This is a genomic window from Agromyces protaetiae, assembly GCF_004135405.1.
GTDB lineage: Bacteria > Actinomycetota > Actinomycetes > Actinomycetales > Microbacteriaceae > Agromyces > Agromyces protaetiae.
The window spans coordinates 390329-405663 of the sequence record NZ_CP035491.1; the positions used below are offsets into that span (position 1 = coordinate 390329).

The 15335-nt window shown below is 72.4% G+C and carries 15 protein-coding genes; 4 read left to right on the forward strand and 11 right to left on the reverse strand.

Annotated features, from left to right (window positions below; genetic code table 11):
* Positions 1 to 185 precede the first annotated feature (185 nt).
* The 5 genes from ET445_RS01830 to ET445_RS01850 form a co-directional block, all read right to left on the reverse strand.
* Positions 186 to 1244, reverse strand: a complete 1059-nt coding sequence (locus ET445_RS01830; RefSeq protein WP_243695289.1) for an alpha/beta hydrolase — start codon at positions 1242 to 1244, stop codon at positions 186 to 188.
* A 93-nt stretch (positions 1245 to 1337) separates the two neighbouring features.
* On the reverse strand, positions 1338 to 1985 hold the full coding sequence (locus ET445_RS01835; protein WP_129188315.1) for a prepilin peptidase: 648 nt from the start codon (positions 1983 to 1985) through the stop codon (positions 1338 to 1340).
* A 53-nt stretch (positions 1986 to 2038) separates the two neighbouring features.
* Positions 2039 to 3418, reverse strand: a complete 1380-nt coding sequence (locus ET445_RS01840; RefSeq protein ID WP_129188317.1) for an FAD-dependent oxidoreductase — start codon at positions 3416 to 3418, stop codon at positions 2039 to 2041.
* The gene (locus ET445_RS01845) at positions 3418 to 4539 is read right to left on the reverse strand and encodes a polyprenyl synthetase family protein (RefSeq protein ID WP_243695290.1); all 1122 of its coding nucleotides are present in this window, start codon (positions 4537 to 4539) and stop codon (positions 3418 to 3420) included. The genes ET445_RS01840 and ET445_RS01845 overlap by 1 nt, the downstream gene beginning before the upstream one ends.
* Positions 4540 to 4635: 96 nt before the next feature.
* Positions 4636 to 5352 carry a demethylmenaquinone methyltransferase gene (locus tag ET445_RS01850; protein ID WP_129188319.1) on the reverse strand — a complete coding sequence of 239 codons (717 nt, stop codon included), beginning with the start codon at positions 5350 to 5352 and terminating at the stop codon, positions 4636 to 4638.
* Between the two features lie 94 nt (positions 5353 to 5446).
* Here ET445_RS01850 and ET445_RS01855 point away from each other — a divergent pair, with 94 nt between their 5' ends.
* Both ET445_RS01855 and ET445_RS01860 read left to right on the forward strand, forming a co-directional pair.
* Positions 5447 to 6541 (forward strand): serine hydrolase domain-containing protein, encoded by a 1095-nt coding sequence (locus tag ET445_RS01855; RefSeq protein WP_165314265.1) that lies wholly within the window; start codon positions 5447 to 5449, stop codon positions 6539 to 6541.
* 72 nt (positions 6542 to 6613) lie between these two features.
* Entirely contained in the window at positions 6614 to 7882 is a 1269-nt protein-coding gene (locus ET445_RS01860; RefSeq protein ID WP_208008496.1) for an isochorismate synthase, read from the forward strand.
* 4 nt (positions 7883 to 7886) lie between these two features.
* On the opposite strand, the gene ET445_RS01865 is transcribed toward ET445_RS01860, so the two are convergent.
* The 3 genes from ET445_RS01865 to ET445_RS01875 form a co-directional block, all read right to left on the reverse strand.
* Positions 7887 to 8747 (reverse strand): polyphosphate kinase 2 family protein, encoded by an 861-nt coding sequence (locus ET445_RS01865; protein ID WP_129188323.1) that lies wholly within the window; start codon positions 8745 to 8747, stop codon positions 7887 to 7889.
* Positions 8748 to 8829: 82 nt separating this feature from the next.
* Entirely contained in the window at positions 8830 to 10605 is a 1776-nt protein-coding gene (menD, locus tag ET445_RS01870; protein ID WP_129188325.1) for a 2-succinyl-5-enolpyruvyl-6-hydroxy-3-cyclohexene-1-carboxylic-acid synthase, read from the reverse strand.
* Positions 10598 to 11020, reverse strand: a complete 423-nt coding sequence (locus tag ET445_RS01875) for a PLD nuclease N-terminal domain-containing protein (RefSeq protein ID WP_129188327.1) — start codon at positions 11018 to 11020, stop codon at positions 10598 to 10600. The genes menD and ET445_RS01875 overlap by 8 nt, the downstream gene beginning before the upstream one ends.
* Positions 11021 to 11095: 75 nt before the next feature.
* Here ET445_RS01875 and ET445_RS17090 point away from each other — a divergent pair, with 75 nt between their 5' ends.
* On the forward strand, positions 11096 to 11383 hold the full coding sequence (locus tag ET445_RS17090) for a DUF4229 domain-containing protein (protein ID WP_165314266.1): 288 nt from the start codon (positions 11096 to 11098) through the stop codon (positions 11381 to 11383).
* A 30-nt stretch (positions 11384 to 11413) separates the two neighbouring features.
* Here the strand turns inward: ET445_RS17090 and ET445_RS01885 are convergent, their stop codons facing one another.
* The 3 genes from ET445_RS01885 to ET445_RS01895 form a co-directional block, all read right to left on the reverse strand.
* On the reverse strand, positions 11414 to 12415 hold the full coding sequence (locus ET445_RS01885; protein ID WP_129188329.1) for a 1,4-dihydroxy-2-naphthoate polyprenyltransferase: 1002 nt from the start codon (positions 12413 to 12415) through the stop codon (positions 11414 to 11416).
* Positions 12416 to 12477: 62 nt separating this feature from the next.
* Entirely contained in the window at positions 12478 to 13671 is a 1194-nt protein-coding gene (locus ET445_RS01890; RefSeq protein ID WP_129188331.1) for an AMP-binding protein, read from the reverse strand.
* Between the two features lie 19 nt (positions 13672 to 13690).
* A complete protein-coding gene (locus tag ET445_RS01895) occupies positions 13691 to 14605 on the reverse strand; it encodes a 1,4-dihydroxy-2-naphthoyl-CoA synthase (protein ID WP_129188333.1) in 915 nt (304 codons plus the stop codon).
* Between the two features lie 153 nt (positions 14606 to 14758).
* Here ET445_RS01895 and ET445_RS01900 point away from each other — a divergent pair, with 153 nt between their 5' ends.
* A complete protein-coding gene (locus ET445_RS01900) occupies positions 14759 to 15334 on the forward strand; it encodes a hypothetical protein (RefSeq protein ID WP_129188335.1) in 576 nt (191 codons plus the stop codon).
* Position 15335: the final 1 nt, after the last annotated feature.

Here is a 15335-nt window from a genome sequence, read left to right on the forward strand (position 1 = left end):
GTGCGGTGGGGTGTGCGTCCCGCTGCCGCCGACTGTGGAGGATCCGTCGGCGCGCGCCGGGCGCAGGGTCTGCGGTGGCTTCTGCACCCGGCGGATGCGCCTACCTCACCGTCGTGCGCAGAAGCCACCGTTGCCGACCAAGGAATCTGGGGGCCGGGGGCTGCGGGCGCGGGCGGGCGCGCGGCTCAGCGCGGGCCGTAGCCCCGCAGCCACCGTGTGATCGCGGCGTAGCCCGCGGCACGGGCGGGCTCGCGCGAGAGCGCGACGTCGTGGAGCGCGCCGTCGATGCGGACGACCGTCACCTGCGCCCCGAGGCGAAGCGCCCGCTCGGCGATCTCGTCGACCACGAGCACGATGTCGCTCGTCCGCATGGCTTCGTCCCACCTCGGCTGGATGAGCGAACGCGCTGAGAGCTGCGTCAGCACGGGACATCCGACCTCGATGCCCGCCGCGACGATCGCGTGCCCCGCCAGGATCGCCGTGAGCCACGCCGGATGCGTCGGCGCCCCCTTGTCGAGCCGCCACTCGTGGTCGTACTCCCACTCGCCGCCCTGGGCCTTGTCGATCGAGCGCGCGTAGAAGCCGAGGTCGGGGTTCGGCAGCGGCCCCATGGGGTTGACGCGCGCGCCCCACGCCATGACGGGCGTGAGCGCGCCGCGCCCGACGCGTCCGGTCTGGAACTCGAGCCACGGGCTGTTGAGCACGAGCGCCGCAGCCCGGCCGGGATGGCGAGCCGACCAGAGCGACAGGACGAGCCCGCCGGTCGAGTGCCCGACGAGGATCAAGGGCCGAGCGGATGCCCCGGGGTTCGCGCCGACGGCAGCCGCGTCGATGCCGGTGCCGGTGCCGTCGTGCGGGCGCCCCATCGCGTCGAGCGCTGCCGCGAGGTCGGCGTCGTAATCGGTGAGGTCGGTGATGTAGCCGTGCGTCTGGCCGGGGCGGAGACTGCGGCCGTACTTGCGGAGGTCGAGGGCGAAGAACCGGGCCCCCTGCCCGGCCCAGTACTCGGCGACCTCGGGGTTGAAGAAGTAGTCGTTCCAGCCGTGCAGGTAGAGCACGTCGGCGCCCTCGGCGGCCCCACGGGTGAAGGGCTTCCGCCACCACCAGCGCTTGCCCGGAAGCCGCCCGGGCAGGTAGCGCACGAGCGTCGCGACGACCTCGCCCTCGTCGTCTTCGCCGAGCGGGAGCGTCAGTTGCTCGAACCGCGAACCGAGCACGTCCGGTCGCCAGTCGCCTTCGGCCACGTCCCCTCCCCCGGTCCGCCGTCGGTTCCAGCGTAGTGAACGGCGGGCGGATGCCTCGGGGCGGCGCTCGCGCGCCATGCGCCTCGCCGGGCGTCAGCTCACGAAGAGCACGCCGATGAGCCCGCCCGCGAGCATCGCCGGACCGAACGGGATCGACCCCTTGAGTGTGACCCGCCGGAGTGCGAGCGCGACGAGCGCGACGACCCCGCCGACGAGGAACGCCGCGACGAGCCCCACGAGCCACGCGGTGAGCCCGAGCCACCCGAGGAGCAGGCCGATGAGCGCGGCGAGCTTGACGTCGCCCATGCCCATCGAGCGCGGCGAGAGGAGCGCGATCGCGAAGTACGAGGCGAACATCGCGAGTCCCCCGAGGAACGCCCACAGCAACGCGATCCACGCACCCGAGACCGCCGACGCCGCCAGCAGCAGCACCGCCACGACGGCGAGGCTCGAGAGCACGACCCGATCGGGCAGGCGCTGCTCGGCGACGTCGATGATGGCGAGCACGGTCGACGCGGCTGTGAACGCGAGCGCGGCGGGCAGCACCGGCACGACGCCGACGCGCCACACGACGACGCCCCACACGATCGCCGTCGTCGCCGCGGCGACGACCCGCACGAGCCGCTCGCTCACCTCGGCCTCGCGGAAGTGGTGGATCGCCCACGACGCGAGCGGCCACCAGCCGAGCACGCCGCCGAGCACGACGGCGATGAGCACAGTGGCGCTGACCGAGAGGGGCATGCAGAGAAGGGTAGCGGCGGGCGGGACATCCGCCCTGCCGCCTGTGCACTCCGCTAGACCTCGCCGCGCGAGATGTCGACCATGTCGGCTCGCGGAACGACCTTGATGCGCGCGCGGTCCTCGGCCGCGCCGAGAGCGAGTTCGTGCTCGTCGAGGCGGTGCCAGCCGTCGAGGTCGGTCCAGCGGATGCCTCGGGCTTCGAGCAGTTCGACGATGGCGTCTTCTTCGGGCGCCTCGGGGTTCCACCAGTTGCCGAGGTCGTTGATGAGGTGGCCGACGGTCTCCATGGCGTCGGACTTCGTGTGCCCGATGAGGCCGACCGGCCCACGCTTGATCCAGCCGGTCGCATAGACGCCGTAGAGCTGGCGTGCGTCGCCCGTCTCGGGGTCGACCGTGAGCACCTGGCCCTCGTGGTTCGGGATGACGCCGAACTTCTCGTCGAACGGCACGTCGGGCAGCGGCGACCCGAAGTAGCCGACGGCCCGGTAGACGGCCTGTACGGGCAGTTCTCGGATCTCGCCCGTGCCGACGACGCCGCCCTGCCCGTCGGGCGCCGTGCGCTCGTAGCGGATCGCCCCGACCCGCCCGGTGCCGTCGTCGACGAGTGCGACGGGCTTGGCGAAGAAGTGCAGGTGCAGGCGCCGCGAGGCCTCCCCCACCGAACGCTGCCGCCACTGTTGCAGCACTTTGTCGATGACGAAGACCTGCTTGTTGCCCGCGACAGCGGCGCGCGCCGCGTCGTCGTAGTCGAAGTCCTCGTCGTACACGATCATCTCGACATCGCGCAGCTCGCCGAGTTCGCGCAGTTCGAGCGGCGTGAACTTCACGCTCGTCGGGCCGCGGCGGCCGAACACGTGCACGTCGGTCACGGGCGACGCGGCGAGGCCCTCGGCGACGTTCGCAGGGATCTCCGTCGGCATGAGGTCTTCGACGTGCTTGGCGAGCATGCGCGCGCTGTCGAGGGCGACGTTGCCGTTGCCGATGACGGCGACCTGCTGCGCCTCGAGCGGCCACGTTCGCGGGACATCGGGGTGCCCGTCGAACCAGCTCACGAAGTCGGCGGCGCCGTATGAGCCCGCGAGCTCGACGCCGGGGATGTGGAGCGACGCGTCGCGCACGGCGCCCGTCGCGAAGATGACGGCGTTGTAGTGGCGCTTGAGGTCGTCGAGGGTGAGGTCTTCGCCGAAGCGCACGTTGCCGAAGATCCGGATGTCTCCACGGTCGAGCACTTCGCGGAGCGCCGTGATGATGCCCTTGATGCGCGGGTGGTCGGGCGCGACGCCGTAGCGCACGAGTCCGTAGGGCGCGGGAAGGCGGTCGAACAGGTCGATCGAGACGTCGAAGTTGCGCTCGGCCTTGAGCAGGATGTCTGCCGCGTAGATGCCGGCCGGGCCGGCGCCGACGATCGCGAGACGCAACTTGTTCTTCGTCACTAGTTCGATCTTTCCACGATGGTGTCGGCGAAGCGCGTGAGCGCCTTCTTCACGGAGCCGTCGGGCAGCACGTCGAGCGCCGAGACGGCCTCGGCGGCCCACCGGTGCGCCTCGGCGAGCGTCGCCTGCGTGGCCTCGTGGTCGCGGAGCTCGGCGACGATCGCGTCGACGGTCTCTTTCGACGGCGGCAGCCGCACGGCCTGCGTGTTGGTGTCGACGGGGTCGCCCGCGGCAGCCGGGTCGGCGGGCATGACGTCGCGCTCGATGCGTGCGAGGAGGTCTGCCGACGAGGCATCCTGCCTTGCGAACTCGCGGAGCCGCAGCAGCGGCAGTGTGACGACCCCGGCCCGCAGGTCGGTGCCGGGCACCTTGCCCGTCTCGGCGGGGCTCGGCGACAGGTCGATGACGTCGTCGATGAGCTGGAACGCGACGCCGATCTTCTCGCCGAACTCGACCATGGGGTCTTCGAAGCGCTTGTCGGCGTTCGCGAACACGACGCCCGAGTGCGCCGACGCGGCGATGAGGGAGCCCGTCTTGTCGGCGAGCACCTGGATGTAGTGCGCGATGGGGTCTTCGCCCGGCTGCGGGCCGACCGTCTCGTGGAGCTGGCCGAGCACGAGCCGCTCGAACGTGTCGGCCTGCATCTTGATCGCCCGCTCACCGAGCTTGGCCATGAGCTGGCTCGCCCGCGCGAACAGCAGGTCGCCCGTGAGGATCGCGACCGAGTTGCCCCACACCGCGTGTGCGCTCGGCACCCCGCGACGACGGTCGGACTCGTCCATCACGTCGTCGTGGTAGAGGCTCGCGAGGTGCGTGATCTCGATCGCCTCGGCGGCCGTGACGACTTCGTCGGTCACGCCGTCGCCGAGCTGTGCCGCGAGGAGCGTGAGCATGGGGCGCACGCGCTTGCCGCCCGCCTCGAGCAGGTAGCGCGAGGCCGGATCGGCGATCGGATCGGTGAACGACACCTCGTCGACGAGCCCCGCTTCGACCCGGTCGAGCCCGTCGTCGATGGCCTTCGCCATCGCCCGGTCGGCGGCACTGGCGAAGATGCGGTCGCTCAGTCCGAGGTTCGCTGCGAGCGAGGATCCGCGACGAGCGGCCGTTGGGCTCGGTTTCACGCGTCTAGCCTATCGGGGCGCATGCTGAGCGGATGTTCCGCGGCGCGCGCCTGCGGAACGTGCGCCGCGCGGGTCTCGATACGCTCGCCGCGCTCGCTACTCGACCGCCGGGGCGGGCTTGACCGCGCGGTGCAGGGCGACGACGCCGAGCGTGAGATCGCGCCACTCGACCTCGCCCCAGCCCGCCTCGCGGATCCACGCGGCGAGCGTGCGCTGGTCGGGCCACGCCTCGATCGACTCGTTGAGGTAGTCGTAGGCGGTGTCGTTCGAGCTCGACAGCTTCACGAGCCGCGGCATGACGTGCTTGGAGTAGACGCCGTAGCCCTTGCGCACGAGCCCGCGCGGCGGGTGAGAGAACTCGCACACGACGAGCCGGCCGCCGGGCTTGGCGACCCGCAGGAACTCGCGGAGCGCGGCCTTCGGGTCGTTGACGTTCCGGAGGCCGAACGAGATCGTGACGGCATCGAAGGACTCGTCGTCGAACGGGAGCTTCGTGGCATCGGCCTCGACGAACACGAGGTTCGGCACGTGGGCTTGGCGTCGGCGGCCGACCTCGATCATGCCGGGCGAGAAGTCGGCGGCGACGATCGAGGCGCCCGAGCGCGCGAGGCTCGCGCTCGAGGTGCCCGTGCCGGCGGCGACGTCGAGGATGCGCTCCCCGGGAACGGGGTGGATGGCCTTCGTCGTCGCGGCGCGCCAGAGCGGCGCGTTGCCGACCGAGAGCACGTTGTTGGTGCGGTCGTAGCGGGCCGCGACCTGGTCGAACATGGCGGACACCTGCGACGGGTCCTTCCCGAGGTCTGCGCGGCTCATGGGTTCGAGTCTACGGTCGGACGCTGAGCGGCCGCCGCGCACGGCGCGTGAACGAATTCCACACACGAGCGCCGGATCCGAATATTCTTTCCGGATGACGCAAGCACAGGCGACCGCGCGCGAGCTCCTCCCGAGGGTGCTCGAACTCGGCATCGAGTCGGGCACCTTCAGCGCCGTCTCGCTCCTCATCGCACTCGACGGAGAGATCGTCGACGAGCAGACGCTCGGCGTGACCCGGCGCTGGGACGCCCCCGGCGTCGAGGCGCGCGAGCCGGGCTCCGCCGTCGACGCGAACACGCGCTTCGACCTCGCCTCGCTCACGAAGCTCGTGACGGCCGCGACCGTGCTGAGCCTGCTCGACGAACATGGCCTCGGCGTCTCGCTCCGCGTCGGCGAGCTGCTCCCCGAGTTCGCCGACGCGCCGCTCAGCGACCTCACGCTCGCCGACCTCCTGACGCACACCGCCGGTTTCCCGGCCGAATGGTTCGGCCGCGAGCCGGACGAGGGCGCCGCGCGCTTCCGGGCAGGGGCTCGCCCGACCGACCCGCGAGGCGTGCTCCACCGGTACTCGTGCGTCGGCTACATCTGGGCGGGCCTGGCCGCCGAGGCGCTGGGCGGGGCGTCGCTCGACGCCCTCGCGCACCGGCACGTGCTCGACCCGCTCGGCATGACCGAGACGGGCTACCGGCCGGGCGCCGAGCTGCTTCCCGCCATCGCCGCGACGGAGTACCAGTCGACCCCGCCGCGCGGCCTCGTGCACGGCGTCGTGCACGACGAGACATCCTGGGCGCTCGGCGGCGCGGTCGGGAACGCCGGCCTCTTCGGGACCGCGCGCGACCAGCTGCGCCTGACGGAGGCCCTCAGACTGCCGCCGGGTGAGAGCGCGCTGCCCTCGAGCGTCGTGCGCGCGATGACCTGCGTCCACGACGCGAGCGCCCCGCAGGCGGAGAACTTCCGGCAGGCGATCGGATCGCGCATCGACGACGCGTGGACCGAGCGGTGGCGGTGGGCGAACGGCGTCGTCGGGCACACGGGGTTCACCGGCACCGCCGTCGCGACCGAGCCCCTCGGGCGGCGATCGCTCGTGTTCCTCACCAATCGCGTGCACCCCGACCGTGCGACCGAGGGCATCGCCGACATCCGCCGCGCGGTCGCCGGCGCCGCAGCCGAGTACGGAACGGCCGGGTAGGCCGCCCGACGCATGCTGGGCGGGACATGTGGGCTGGGCGTCCGCCCAGGGGGCGCGGCGTAGGCTTTCGACGTGTCCGAACCACGCCTCCACGTGCGCACGGTCGCGGTCGACGAGACCGAGCCGCTCATCCCCCGGGCCGACCCCCGTAACCCGCTCGTCTGGTTGCGGCGTGGCGAAGGCGTCGTCGGGCTCGGCGAAGTCCTGCGCATCGAATCGAGCGGCCCGACCCGCGTCGAAGACGCCGCCGCCGCCTGGACCGAGCTCGCCGCCCACGCCGACGTCGACGACCGCGTCGGTCTTCCCGGCACGGGCCTCGTCGCGTTCGGCGCCTTCGCGTTCGCCGACGAGTCCGCCGCGACGAGCGTGCTCCTCGTGCCCGAGATCGTCATGGGCCGCCGCGACGGGCGCGCGTGGGTCACTCGCATCTCGCTCGCGACGGGCGACGACGAGGCGCAGGATGTCTCGGACGAGGCATCCGAAGACCCCGTGATCCCCGAGCCGGCGCCCCGCCGCAAGGTGCCGCGGGTGACCTTCGCGCCCGGCAGCGTGACCCCCGACGCCTACGAAGCCGCGGTCGCAGAGGCCGTGCGCCGCATCGACGCGGGCGACCTCTCGAAGGTCGTGCTCGCCCGCCAGCTCGTCGGCGAGCTGCATGAAGACGACGGCCTGCGCGCGACCATCAACCGGCTCGCAGAGGACTACCCCGACACGTGGGTGTTCGCCGTCGACGGACTCATCGGCGCGAGCCCCGAGACGCTCGTGCGCGTCGACCACGGGCAGGTGTCGGCGCGCGTGCTCGCGGGCACGACCGCGAGAGGTGCGGGCGAGGCATCCGACCGCGAGCGCGCGGCGCAGCTCCTCGAATCGCCCAAGAACCGCGAGGAGCACGCGCTCGCCGTCGCGAGCGCCGTGAGCACCCTCGAACCGCACACCGCCCGCCTCGACGCGAGCCCCGAGCCCTTCACCCTGCAGCTGCCGAACCTGTGGCACCTCGCGACCGACCTCAAGGGCACGCTCGGCGACGGCTCGACCGCGCTCGATCTCGTGCGGGCCGTGCACCCGACGGCGGCCGTCGCGGGCACGCCCCGGAAGGTCGCGCTCGCGACGCTCGCCGAGCTCGAGGGGTTCGACCGCGGCCGCTATGCGGGGCCGGTCGGCTGGGTCGACGGCGACGGCGACGGCGAGTGGGCCATCGCGCTGCGCTGCGCGCAGGTCGACGCCGACGGCACCGTCACCGCCTATGCCGGTTGCGGCATCGTGCACGACTCGGCGCCCGCCGCCGAACTCGCCGAGACCGTCATGAAGTTCCAGCCGATCGTCGAGGCGTTCGGGGGCTGAGGCCTCACTCCTCGTCGAGCAACCGCTGCTTCTGCGCCGCGACGTCGAAGTCGGCGGGAGGCCAGTCCAGGTGCATCGCCTCAAGCGCGTCGATGAGCAGGTGCTGCACGGCGAGCCGCGCGTACCACTTGCGGTCGGCGGGCACGACGAACCACGGGGCATCCGGGGTCGACGTGCGCTCGAGCGCGATCTGATACGCCGCGTCGTAGTCGTCCCAGACCTCGCGCTCGTCGATGTCGCCGGGATTGAACTTCCAGTGCTTGTCGGGCCGGTCGAGGCGTTCCAGGAGGCGCGCCTTCTGCTCCTCGCGCGACAGGCGCAGCACTACCTTGATGATCGTCGTGCCCTGTTCGACGAGCCTCCGCTCGAAGTCGACGATCGCGCCGTAGCGCCGCTCGATCTCCTCGGGCGGCGCGAGCTCGCGCACGCGCGCGATGAGCACGTCTTCGTAGTGCGAGCGGTCGAAGACGCCGATCATGCCCGCACCGGGCGTGCGCGACTCGATGCGCCACAGGAAGTCGTGCGCGCGCTCTTCGGCGGTCGGCGCCTTGAACGCCGCGAGCTCGACGCCCTGCGGGTCGACCGCGCCCATGACATGCTTGACGATGCCGCCCTTGCCCGCCGTGTCCATCGCCTGCAGCACGAGCAGGATGCGCCGTTCGTCGCCCGCGGCGCGGCTGTTCGCGAAAAGCAGCTCCTGCAGGTCGGCGAGGATCTCGGCGCCGTCGGCGAGCGCCTGCTGCCCGTCGGCCTTGTTCCCCGCGTAGCCGGGCTTGCCACCGGGGTCGACGTCCGTCAGCGTCAGCCCCTGCCGGAACTCGAGGAGCGGGTTCGGGTCTTCGGTCCAGTACGTCTCGCGGCCCATGAGCGCTCCTTCGGTTCGCGACGCGGCGTCGCGTCTCGAATCATCCTGCCGATGCTCCGGATGTCTCGGCAACCCGCCGCGCTCAGCGCGCGAGCGGCACCTCGAGCAGCGTCGGCCCCGTGACGGCGGTGCCGAGCGCCTCTTCGAGCTCGCCGCGCGTCGCTGCGCGGCGGTAGGTCCAGCCGTAGGCGGCGGCGAGCTGCGAGAGATCGACCGACTGCGGCGTGTACTGCACGCGGTCGAAGGCGTCGTCGGGGGCGGTGTCGCGCACTTCGAGGGCGTCGAAGATCGTGCCGCCGCCGTCGTTGCCGACGACGAGCTGGATGCGCGGTCGGTCTTCGCCGGCGCCGAGGAGGAGCGAGCCGACGTCGTGGAGGAGGGTGAGGTCGCCGATGATCGCGCGCGTGACACCGGGCTTCGCGTCGGGCGCGCGCTGGCTCGCGATCGCGATGCCGAGGGCGGTCGCGACGGTGCCGTCGATGCCCGCGAGCCCGCGGTTGGCGAGCACGCGGATGTTCCGCCCGGGAACGCTGCGATCGGCGTCGCGGATGAGTCGGGATGCCCCGAACACGAGCCGGTCGTGCGGCCAGGTCGCCGACCAGATCGACTCGACGAGCAGGCGCCGCGAAACCGGTTCGCGCACGCGAGCGAGCTGCGCTTTGAGGAACGCGCGCTGGGCTTCGAAGTCGGCCACGTGGCCGGTCTCGTCGACGCCGCTGCGCACGGCCTCGGGCTCGGGGTCGCCCTGCGCGACGAGTGCACGGCTCGCGTGCACCCACCTGCCCGTCCAGGCGCGCTCGTCGCGCGTCTGTTCGTGCGGTTCGACGCGCACGCTCCGCTCGAACCGGCGCACGCGCCTGCCGGGGTTGTACCACTCGATGCCCGACGGGGCGACGACGATCGCCTCGACGCCCGAGCGCTGCACGAGCGCCGGCACTTCGCGCGACAGCGTCGGATGCCCGAACACGACGACGCGTTCGACCTCGTCGCCGAATCCCTCTTCGCGAAGCAGTTCGCGGTAGGCGACGACGAGGTTCGGCCCGAAGTGGGCGCCGCTCGTGACCTCGGCCGCGAGCGGCCACCCGCCCGCGCGGGCGAAGGCCTCGGCTTCGGCGCCTGCGCCGGTGCCCGCGACGACGAGCGTGCGCGGCCCGTGGGCGATGAGCGCTCCGCCGTCGTCGCGCGATCCGACGGGGACGTGGGCGGGGCCGAGGTCGGCGAGGCGGGCGCGGCGCGCGGCGACGGCAGCCCGGTCGACGCCGATCGCCGAGGAGAGCGGCTCGCGGAGCTGCAGGTTGACGTGGACGGGTCCCGGTCCAGGGTGCACGATCGGTTCGCCTCGATCGTCGACGCCCAGTGCCGCATCGTAAGCGCGCTTCGCGAGCTTCGCCGCGGCATCGGTCTCGTCGTCGGCGCCGACGGGCGCCTCGACGTCGCGCTCGAAGCGCACCGCGCCCGCGAAGATGCCGGGCTGCACCGTCGTCTGGTTCGAGCGGATGCCTCGGAGCTCGGCCGGGCGGTCGGCGGTGAGCGCGATGAGCGGAACGCCCGAGTGGTGGGCTTCGACGATCGCCGGATGCAGGTTCGCGACAGCGCCGCCCGACGTGGTCACGACGACCGCGGGCCGCCCCGACTCGAGCGCGAGGCCGAGCGCGAGGAACCCCGCACCCCGCTCGTCGATGCGCACGTGCAGCCGCACGAGCTCTGCGCGCTCGAGTTCGGCCGCGGCGAGGGCGATCGCCTGCGAGCGTGAGCCCGGCGCGACGACGACGTCGGTCACGCCGAGGGCGATGAGTTCGGTCAGCAGGGCGAGCGAGTACCGGCTCGCCGGGGCGGCGGGCAGGTCGGGCTCAGGCATTCGGTCGGCCGCCGGTCGCCCCGTCGCCGTCGGGAGTGTCAGGGTGGCGGTGCCCCGAGCCGTCGTCGAGGCCCGGGTCGAAGTCGGAGTCGAGGTCGGCGAGCTCCTGCTCGAGCCGACGGATGCGTTCGTCCTGCTCGCTGTCGCGCTCGAGGCGGCGGAGGAACTCGGGGTCGTCGTCGGGGGACGCGGGGGCGCGGCCCACGCCGCCGGCACGAGCCGGACGGGCGCGCCCGCGACCGATCACGAACCAGAGGACCGCGCCGAGGATCGGCACGAAGAGGATCACGACGATCCACCATCCGCGGGGGATGCCGCGGATGCGCGATCGATCGAACAGCGCGCAGTCCACGACGGCGTAGACGATGAAGACCACGGCTGCGACCAGGAGCGGAATGGCGAACCTGATCAGCATGCCCTGAGTATAGGCGCGCTCGAGTCACGTTCGGCTGGGAGCGACCGCACAGGTGGACGTGCCTACACTGAACCCGTGAAGTCGCTCCCCGCTTGGGTCCCGTACACGGCCCTGCGCATCCTGCTGTTCGCGGCGCCGTTCGCGGTGCTCATGATCGCGGGGGTCCCCTGGTGGATCTCGGCGCTCGTCGCCGCGGTGTTCGGCTTCGCGGCGTCGGTCGTGCTCCTGCGCGGCTACCGCGAGCGGCTCGCGACCGACCTCTACGAGGCACGCCACCGCGAGAAGCCCGAACCGACGGTCGACGCCGAGGTCGAAGACGCCGTCATCGACGCGAAGGACGCGCGGGAGCGCCCGGCGGAGTAGCGGCGCGCACGAGGCATCCGCCCATCACGATCAGAACGCGATCGCGAGCCCGAGTCCGATGCCGTAGACGAGCGCGACGAGGCTCGTGAGCTGGAGCGCCGTGATGAGCTCACGCGGCGTCTTGCCCCACACGACGATGGCGCACGCGGGCAGCGCCGCGAGGAGCGCGAAGAGCACGAGGATCGCCGTCGGGTAGAGCAGCGAGAACGCCCACGCGATGCCGAACGGCACGAGCATGAAGACGACGTAGAGGATGCGCCCCACGGTCGGGCCGACGAGCACCGCGAGCGTACGCTTCTTCGCGGCCTTGTCCTGCTTCACGTCGCGCAGGTTGTTGGCCATGAGCACGGCGCACGCGAGGAGGCCGATGCCGACGCCGCCGACCCACGCCTCGGTGTTGACCGTGAGCGCTTGCACGAATGCCGACCCGGCCGTCGCGACGAGCCCGAAGAAGACGAACACGAACAGCTCGCCGAGGCCGTAGTACCCGTAGGGGCGCCTTCCGCCCGTGTAGAACCACGCCGCGACGATCGCGACGGCGCCGACGGCGATGAGCCACCACTGCTGCGTGATGATCGTGAGCGCGAGGCCCGCGACCGCGGCAACGCCGAAGAACGAGAGCGCGACGATGAGCACGTGCCTGGGCTTCGCGGCGCCCGATCCGGTGAGGCGGGCGGGGCCGACGCGCACGTCGTCGGTGCCGCGGATGCCGTCGGAGTAGTCGTTCGCGTAGTTGACGCCGACCTGCAGCCCGAGCGCCACGACGAGGGCGAGGAGCGCGCGCCACGGATGCCACGCCTCGCCCGGGATCGCGATGATGCCGGCACCCGTGCCGAGCGCGACGGGCGCGATCGCGAGCGGCAGCGTGCGGAGCCGCGCGCCGCCCACCCAGTCACGGAACGTCGCGGGGCCGCGCGCGACGGTCGGCGCCTGCGCCGCCTTCGCGGGGTTGCCGGACGCGCCGGGACGACGGGGGTGCTGGGAGGAGGCGGACTTCTGCCGCTGCGCGTTCGGGCGTGCCACGCCCGCCATCGTACCGAGGGAGGCTATCGAGACGCTGTGGGCGGGCTATGCGTGCCGGCGTCGCCGCGTGGCTACTCCGCCGCCAGCCGCGCGATCGCGGCACGGTCGGGCTTGCCCGACGCGAGCATCGGCAGGGCGTCGAGCACGACGAGGCGCACGGGGCGACCGGCGGGCGGAAGGCCCGCGGCGTCCGTCGCGCGCGCGAGCGTGACTTCGGGCGCACCGGATGTCTCGAGTGCGCCCGGTGTCTTGAATGCGCCGGATGCCTCGGCCACGACGATCACGGCCCGCTGGCCCCACTCGGGGTCGTCGACGGCGACCGCGACGGCGTCGTGGAATCCGTCGAGCGCGCGGACCGCGCGTTCGATCTCGCCGAGCGCGACCTTCACCCCGCCCGAGATGATGACGTCGTCGGCCCGCCCGCGGATGCGGAGCCGCCCGTCGGCGCCGAGCCCGCCGAGATCGCCCGTGCGGTACCAGCGGCGGCCTCCTGAACCGGCGACGAACGCGCGTGCCGTGCGGTCGGGGTCGCCGAGGTAGCCATCGGCGAGCGTCGGCCCCGACAGCAGCACCTCGTCGGTCTCGCGGTCGGCGCGCACCTCGACGCCTGCGAGCGGCACGCCGTCGTAGACGCATCCGCCGCTCGTCTCGCTCGACCCGTACGTGCGCACGACCCGAGCGCCGAGGTGGGCCGCGCGACCGGCGATGGGCGCGGCGAGCGCCTGCCCGCCCACGAGGATCGCGTCGTACGACGTGAGCGCCGCCGCCACGAACGCGTCGCGCTCGGCCGCATCGACGAGTCGGGCGAGCTGCACGGGCACGAGTGACGTGTACGCCGGGGTGCGCGGATCGAGGGTCGCGGATGCCTCGGCGAACTCGCGCACGTCGAAGCCTGCGCCGATCGCGCTTGCGATGACGACGGGCGACGTGCCCGCGAGGATGCTCCTGACCAGCACCTGCGCGCCCGCGATGTAGTGCCCGGGGAGGGCGAGGAGCCACCGTCCCTGCCCGCCGAGGGCGTCGTGCGTGGCATCGGCGCTCGCCGTGAGGGCGTCTGCCGAGAGCAGCACGCGCTTCGGGGCATCCGTCGATCCGCTCGTCTCGACGACGAGGGCGATGCGGTCGTCTACCTCGGTGGCGACCGCATCGGCGACTGACGCGTCACCGGGCACCGGCCAGACCGCAGGCCCCCCGGCGAGCGCGGACTCGAGCGCACGGGTCAGCCCCGAGACATCCGAAGCCGAAACCTTGATGAGCGGTTTCATCGCGCGCCGGTAACCGGCATCAGAAGTGCCACGGGTACGGGCCCCAGTCGGGGTCGCGCTTCTCGAGGAACGAGTCGCGCCCCTCGACGGCCTCGTCGGTGCCGTACGCGAGCCGCGTCGCCTCGCCCGCGAACACCTGCTGGCCGACCATGCCGTCATCGACCGCGTTGAACGCGAACTTCAGCATGCGGATCGCCGTCGGCGACTTCGTGAGAATGGTGCGGGCCATCGCGATCGCCTCGCGCTCGAGCTCGGCGTGGGGCACGACGCGGTTCACGGCGCCCATCTCGTACGCGCGCTCGGCGCTGTACTCCTCGGCGAGGAAGAACACCTCGCGCGCGAACTTCTGCCCGATCTGCCGGGCGAAGTACGCCGAGCCGTAGCCCGCGTCGAACGAGCCGACGTCGGCGTCGGTCTGCTTGAAGCGGCCCTGCTCGCGGCTCGCGATGCTCAAGTCGCACACGACGTGCAGCGAGTGGCCGCCGCCCGCCGCCCATCCCGGAACGACCGCGATGACGACCTTCGGCATGAAGCGGATGAGGCGCTGCACCTCGAGGATGTGGAGGCGGCCCGTCGCCGCGGCAGCGGCGGGATCGCGAACGACCGACGTCTCCTCGGCCGAGTACTGGTAGCCGTCGCGCCCTCGGATGCGCTGGTCGCCGCCCGAGCAGAACGCCCAGCCGCCGTCTTTCGGGCTCGGGCCGTTACCCGTCAAGAGCACGACGCCCACGCGCGGGTTAACTCGCGCGTCTTCGAGGGCGCGGTACAGCTCGTCGACCGTGTGCGGGCGGAAGGCATTGCGCACCTCGGGCCGGTCGAACGCGATGCGCGCGATGCGGCCGTCGTTCGAGAGGTGGTAGGTGATGTCGGTGAAGGATGCTCCGGCCGGGGCCTCTGCCCACTCGGACGGGTCGAACAGCTCGGAAACGCTCACGCTCCCAGCCTACTTGCGCCCGTCCGACAGCCCCACGTCCGCCCCGACCCCAACCGCTATGAGGACGCCAACCAGGGAAATGCGCGTCTGGATTCCCCCGGTTGGCGTCTTCACGCTCGATGGCGGAACCCTGGTCCCCCCTACGCTGGGTGCGTGACCCTCAGAATTCGCACCCTCGCCTTCGCCGTGCCTGCCGCGTTCGCCCTCGCGCTCTCGCTGTCGGCGTGCGCGTCACCTGCGACCGAGCCCGACTCCGCGTCGACCCCGAGCGCGAGCGACGCACCGGCCGCGTCCGGCGTCGCGACGACCGGCGCGTGCGACGGCGACGAGGGCGTCACGGTCGTCGTCGACACGGGCGACCTGGATGTCTCCGACGACCCCTCGGGCGAGTGGTGCGTCTCTGCCGACGACGCCATCGGCGCCGCCGACGCGCTCGCGGCCACCGGCGTCACGACCGAGGGCACCGAAGAGTACGGCGACCAGATCGTGTGCCGAGTGAACGGCGTGCCGTCGGAGGACACCGCGCTCGAAGGCGACGACGGCACGGTCGTTCACGAGGAATGCCAGTCGATGCCGCCCGCGTTCGCCTACTGGTCGCTCTGGACGAAGCCCGCGGGCGGCGAGTGGGGCTACGCCGAGGAAGGGCTCTCCACCCTCCAGCTCGAGCCCGGCGATGGCGTGCAACTCCTCTTCGTGCTCAACAACGAGCCGGCCGCGCCGAGCGCGTAGC

Coding starts and splice junctions, on each gene's coding strand:
- ET445_RS01835 (WP_129188315.1), bottom strand. CDS start 1,985: ATGCCCCTCTCGGTCAGCGCCACTGTGCTCATCGCCGTCGTGCTCGGC.
- ET445_RS01875 (WP_129188327.1), bottom strand. CDS start 11,020: ATGCTGATCAGGTTCGCCATTCCGCTCCTGGTCGCAGCCGTGGTCTTC.
- ET445_RS01890 (WP_129188331.1), bottom strand. CDS start 13,671: ATGAAACCGCTCATCAAGGTTTCGGCTTCGGATGTCTCGGGGCTGACC.
- ET445_RS01855 (WP_165314265.1), top strand. CDS start 5,447: ATGACGCAAGCACAGGCGACCGCGCGCGAGCTCCTCCCGAGGGTGCTC.
- ET445_RS01850 (WP_129188319.1), bottom strand. CDS start 5,352: ATGAGCCGCGCAGACCTCGGGAAGGACCCGTCGCAGGTGTCCGCCATG.
- menD (WP_129188325.1), bottom strand. CDS start 10,605: ATGCCTGAGCCCGACCTGCCCGCCGCCCCGGCGAGCCGGTACTCGCTC.
- ET445_RS01885 (WP_129188329.1), bottom strand. CDS start 12,415: ATGGCGGGCGTGGCACGCCCGAACGCGCAGCGGCAGAAGTCCGCCTCC.
- ET445_RS01865 (WP_129188323.1), bottom strand. CDS start 8,747: ATGGGCCGCGAGACGTACTGGACCGAAGACCCGAACCCGCTCCTCGAG.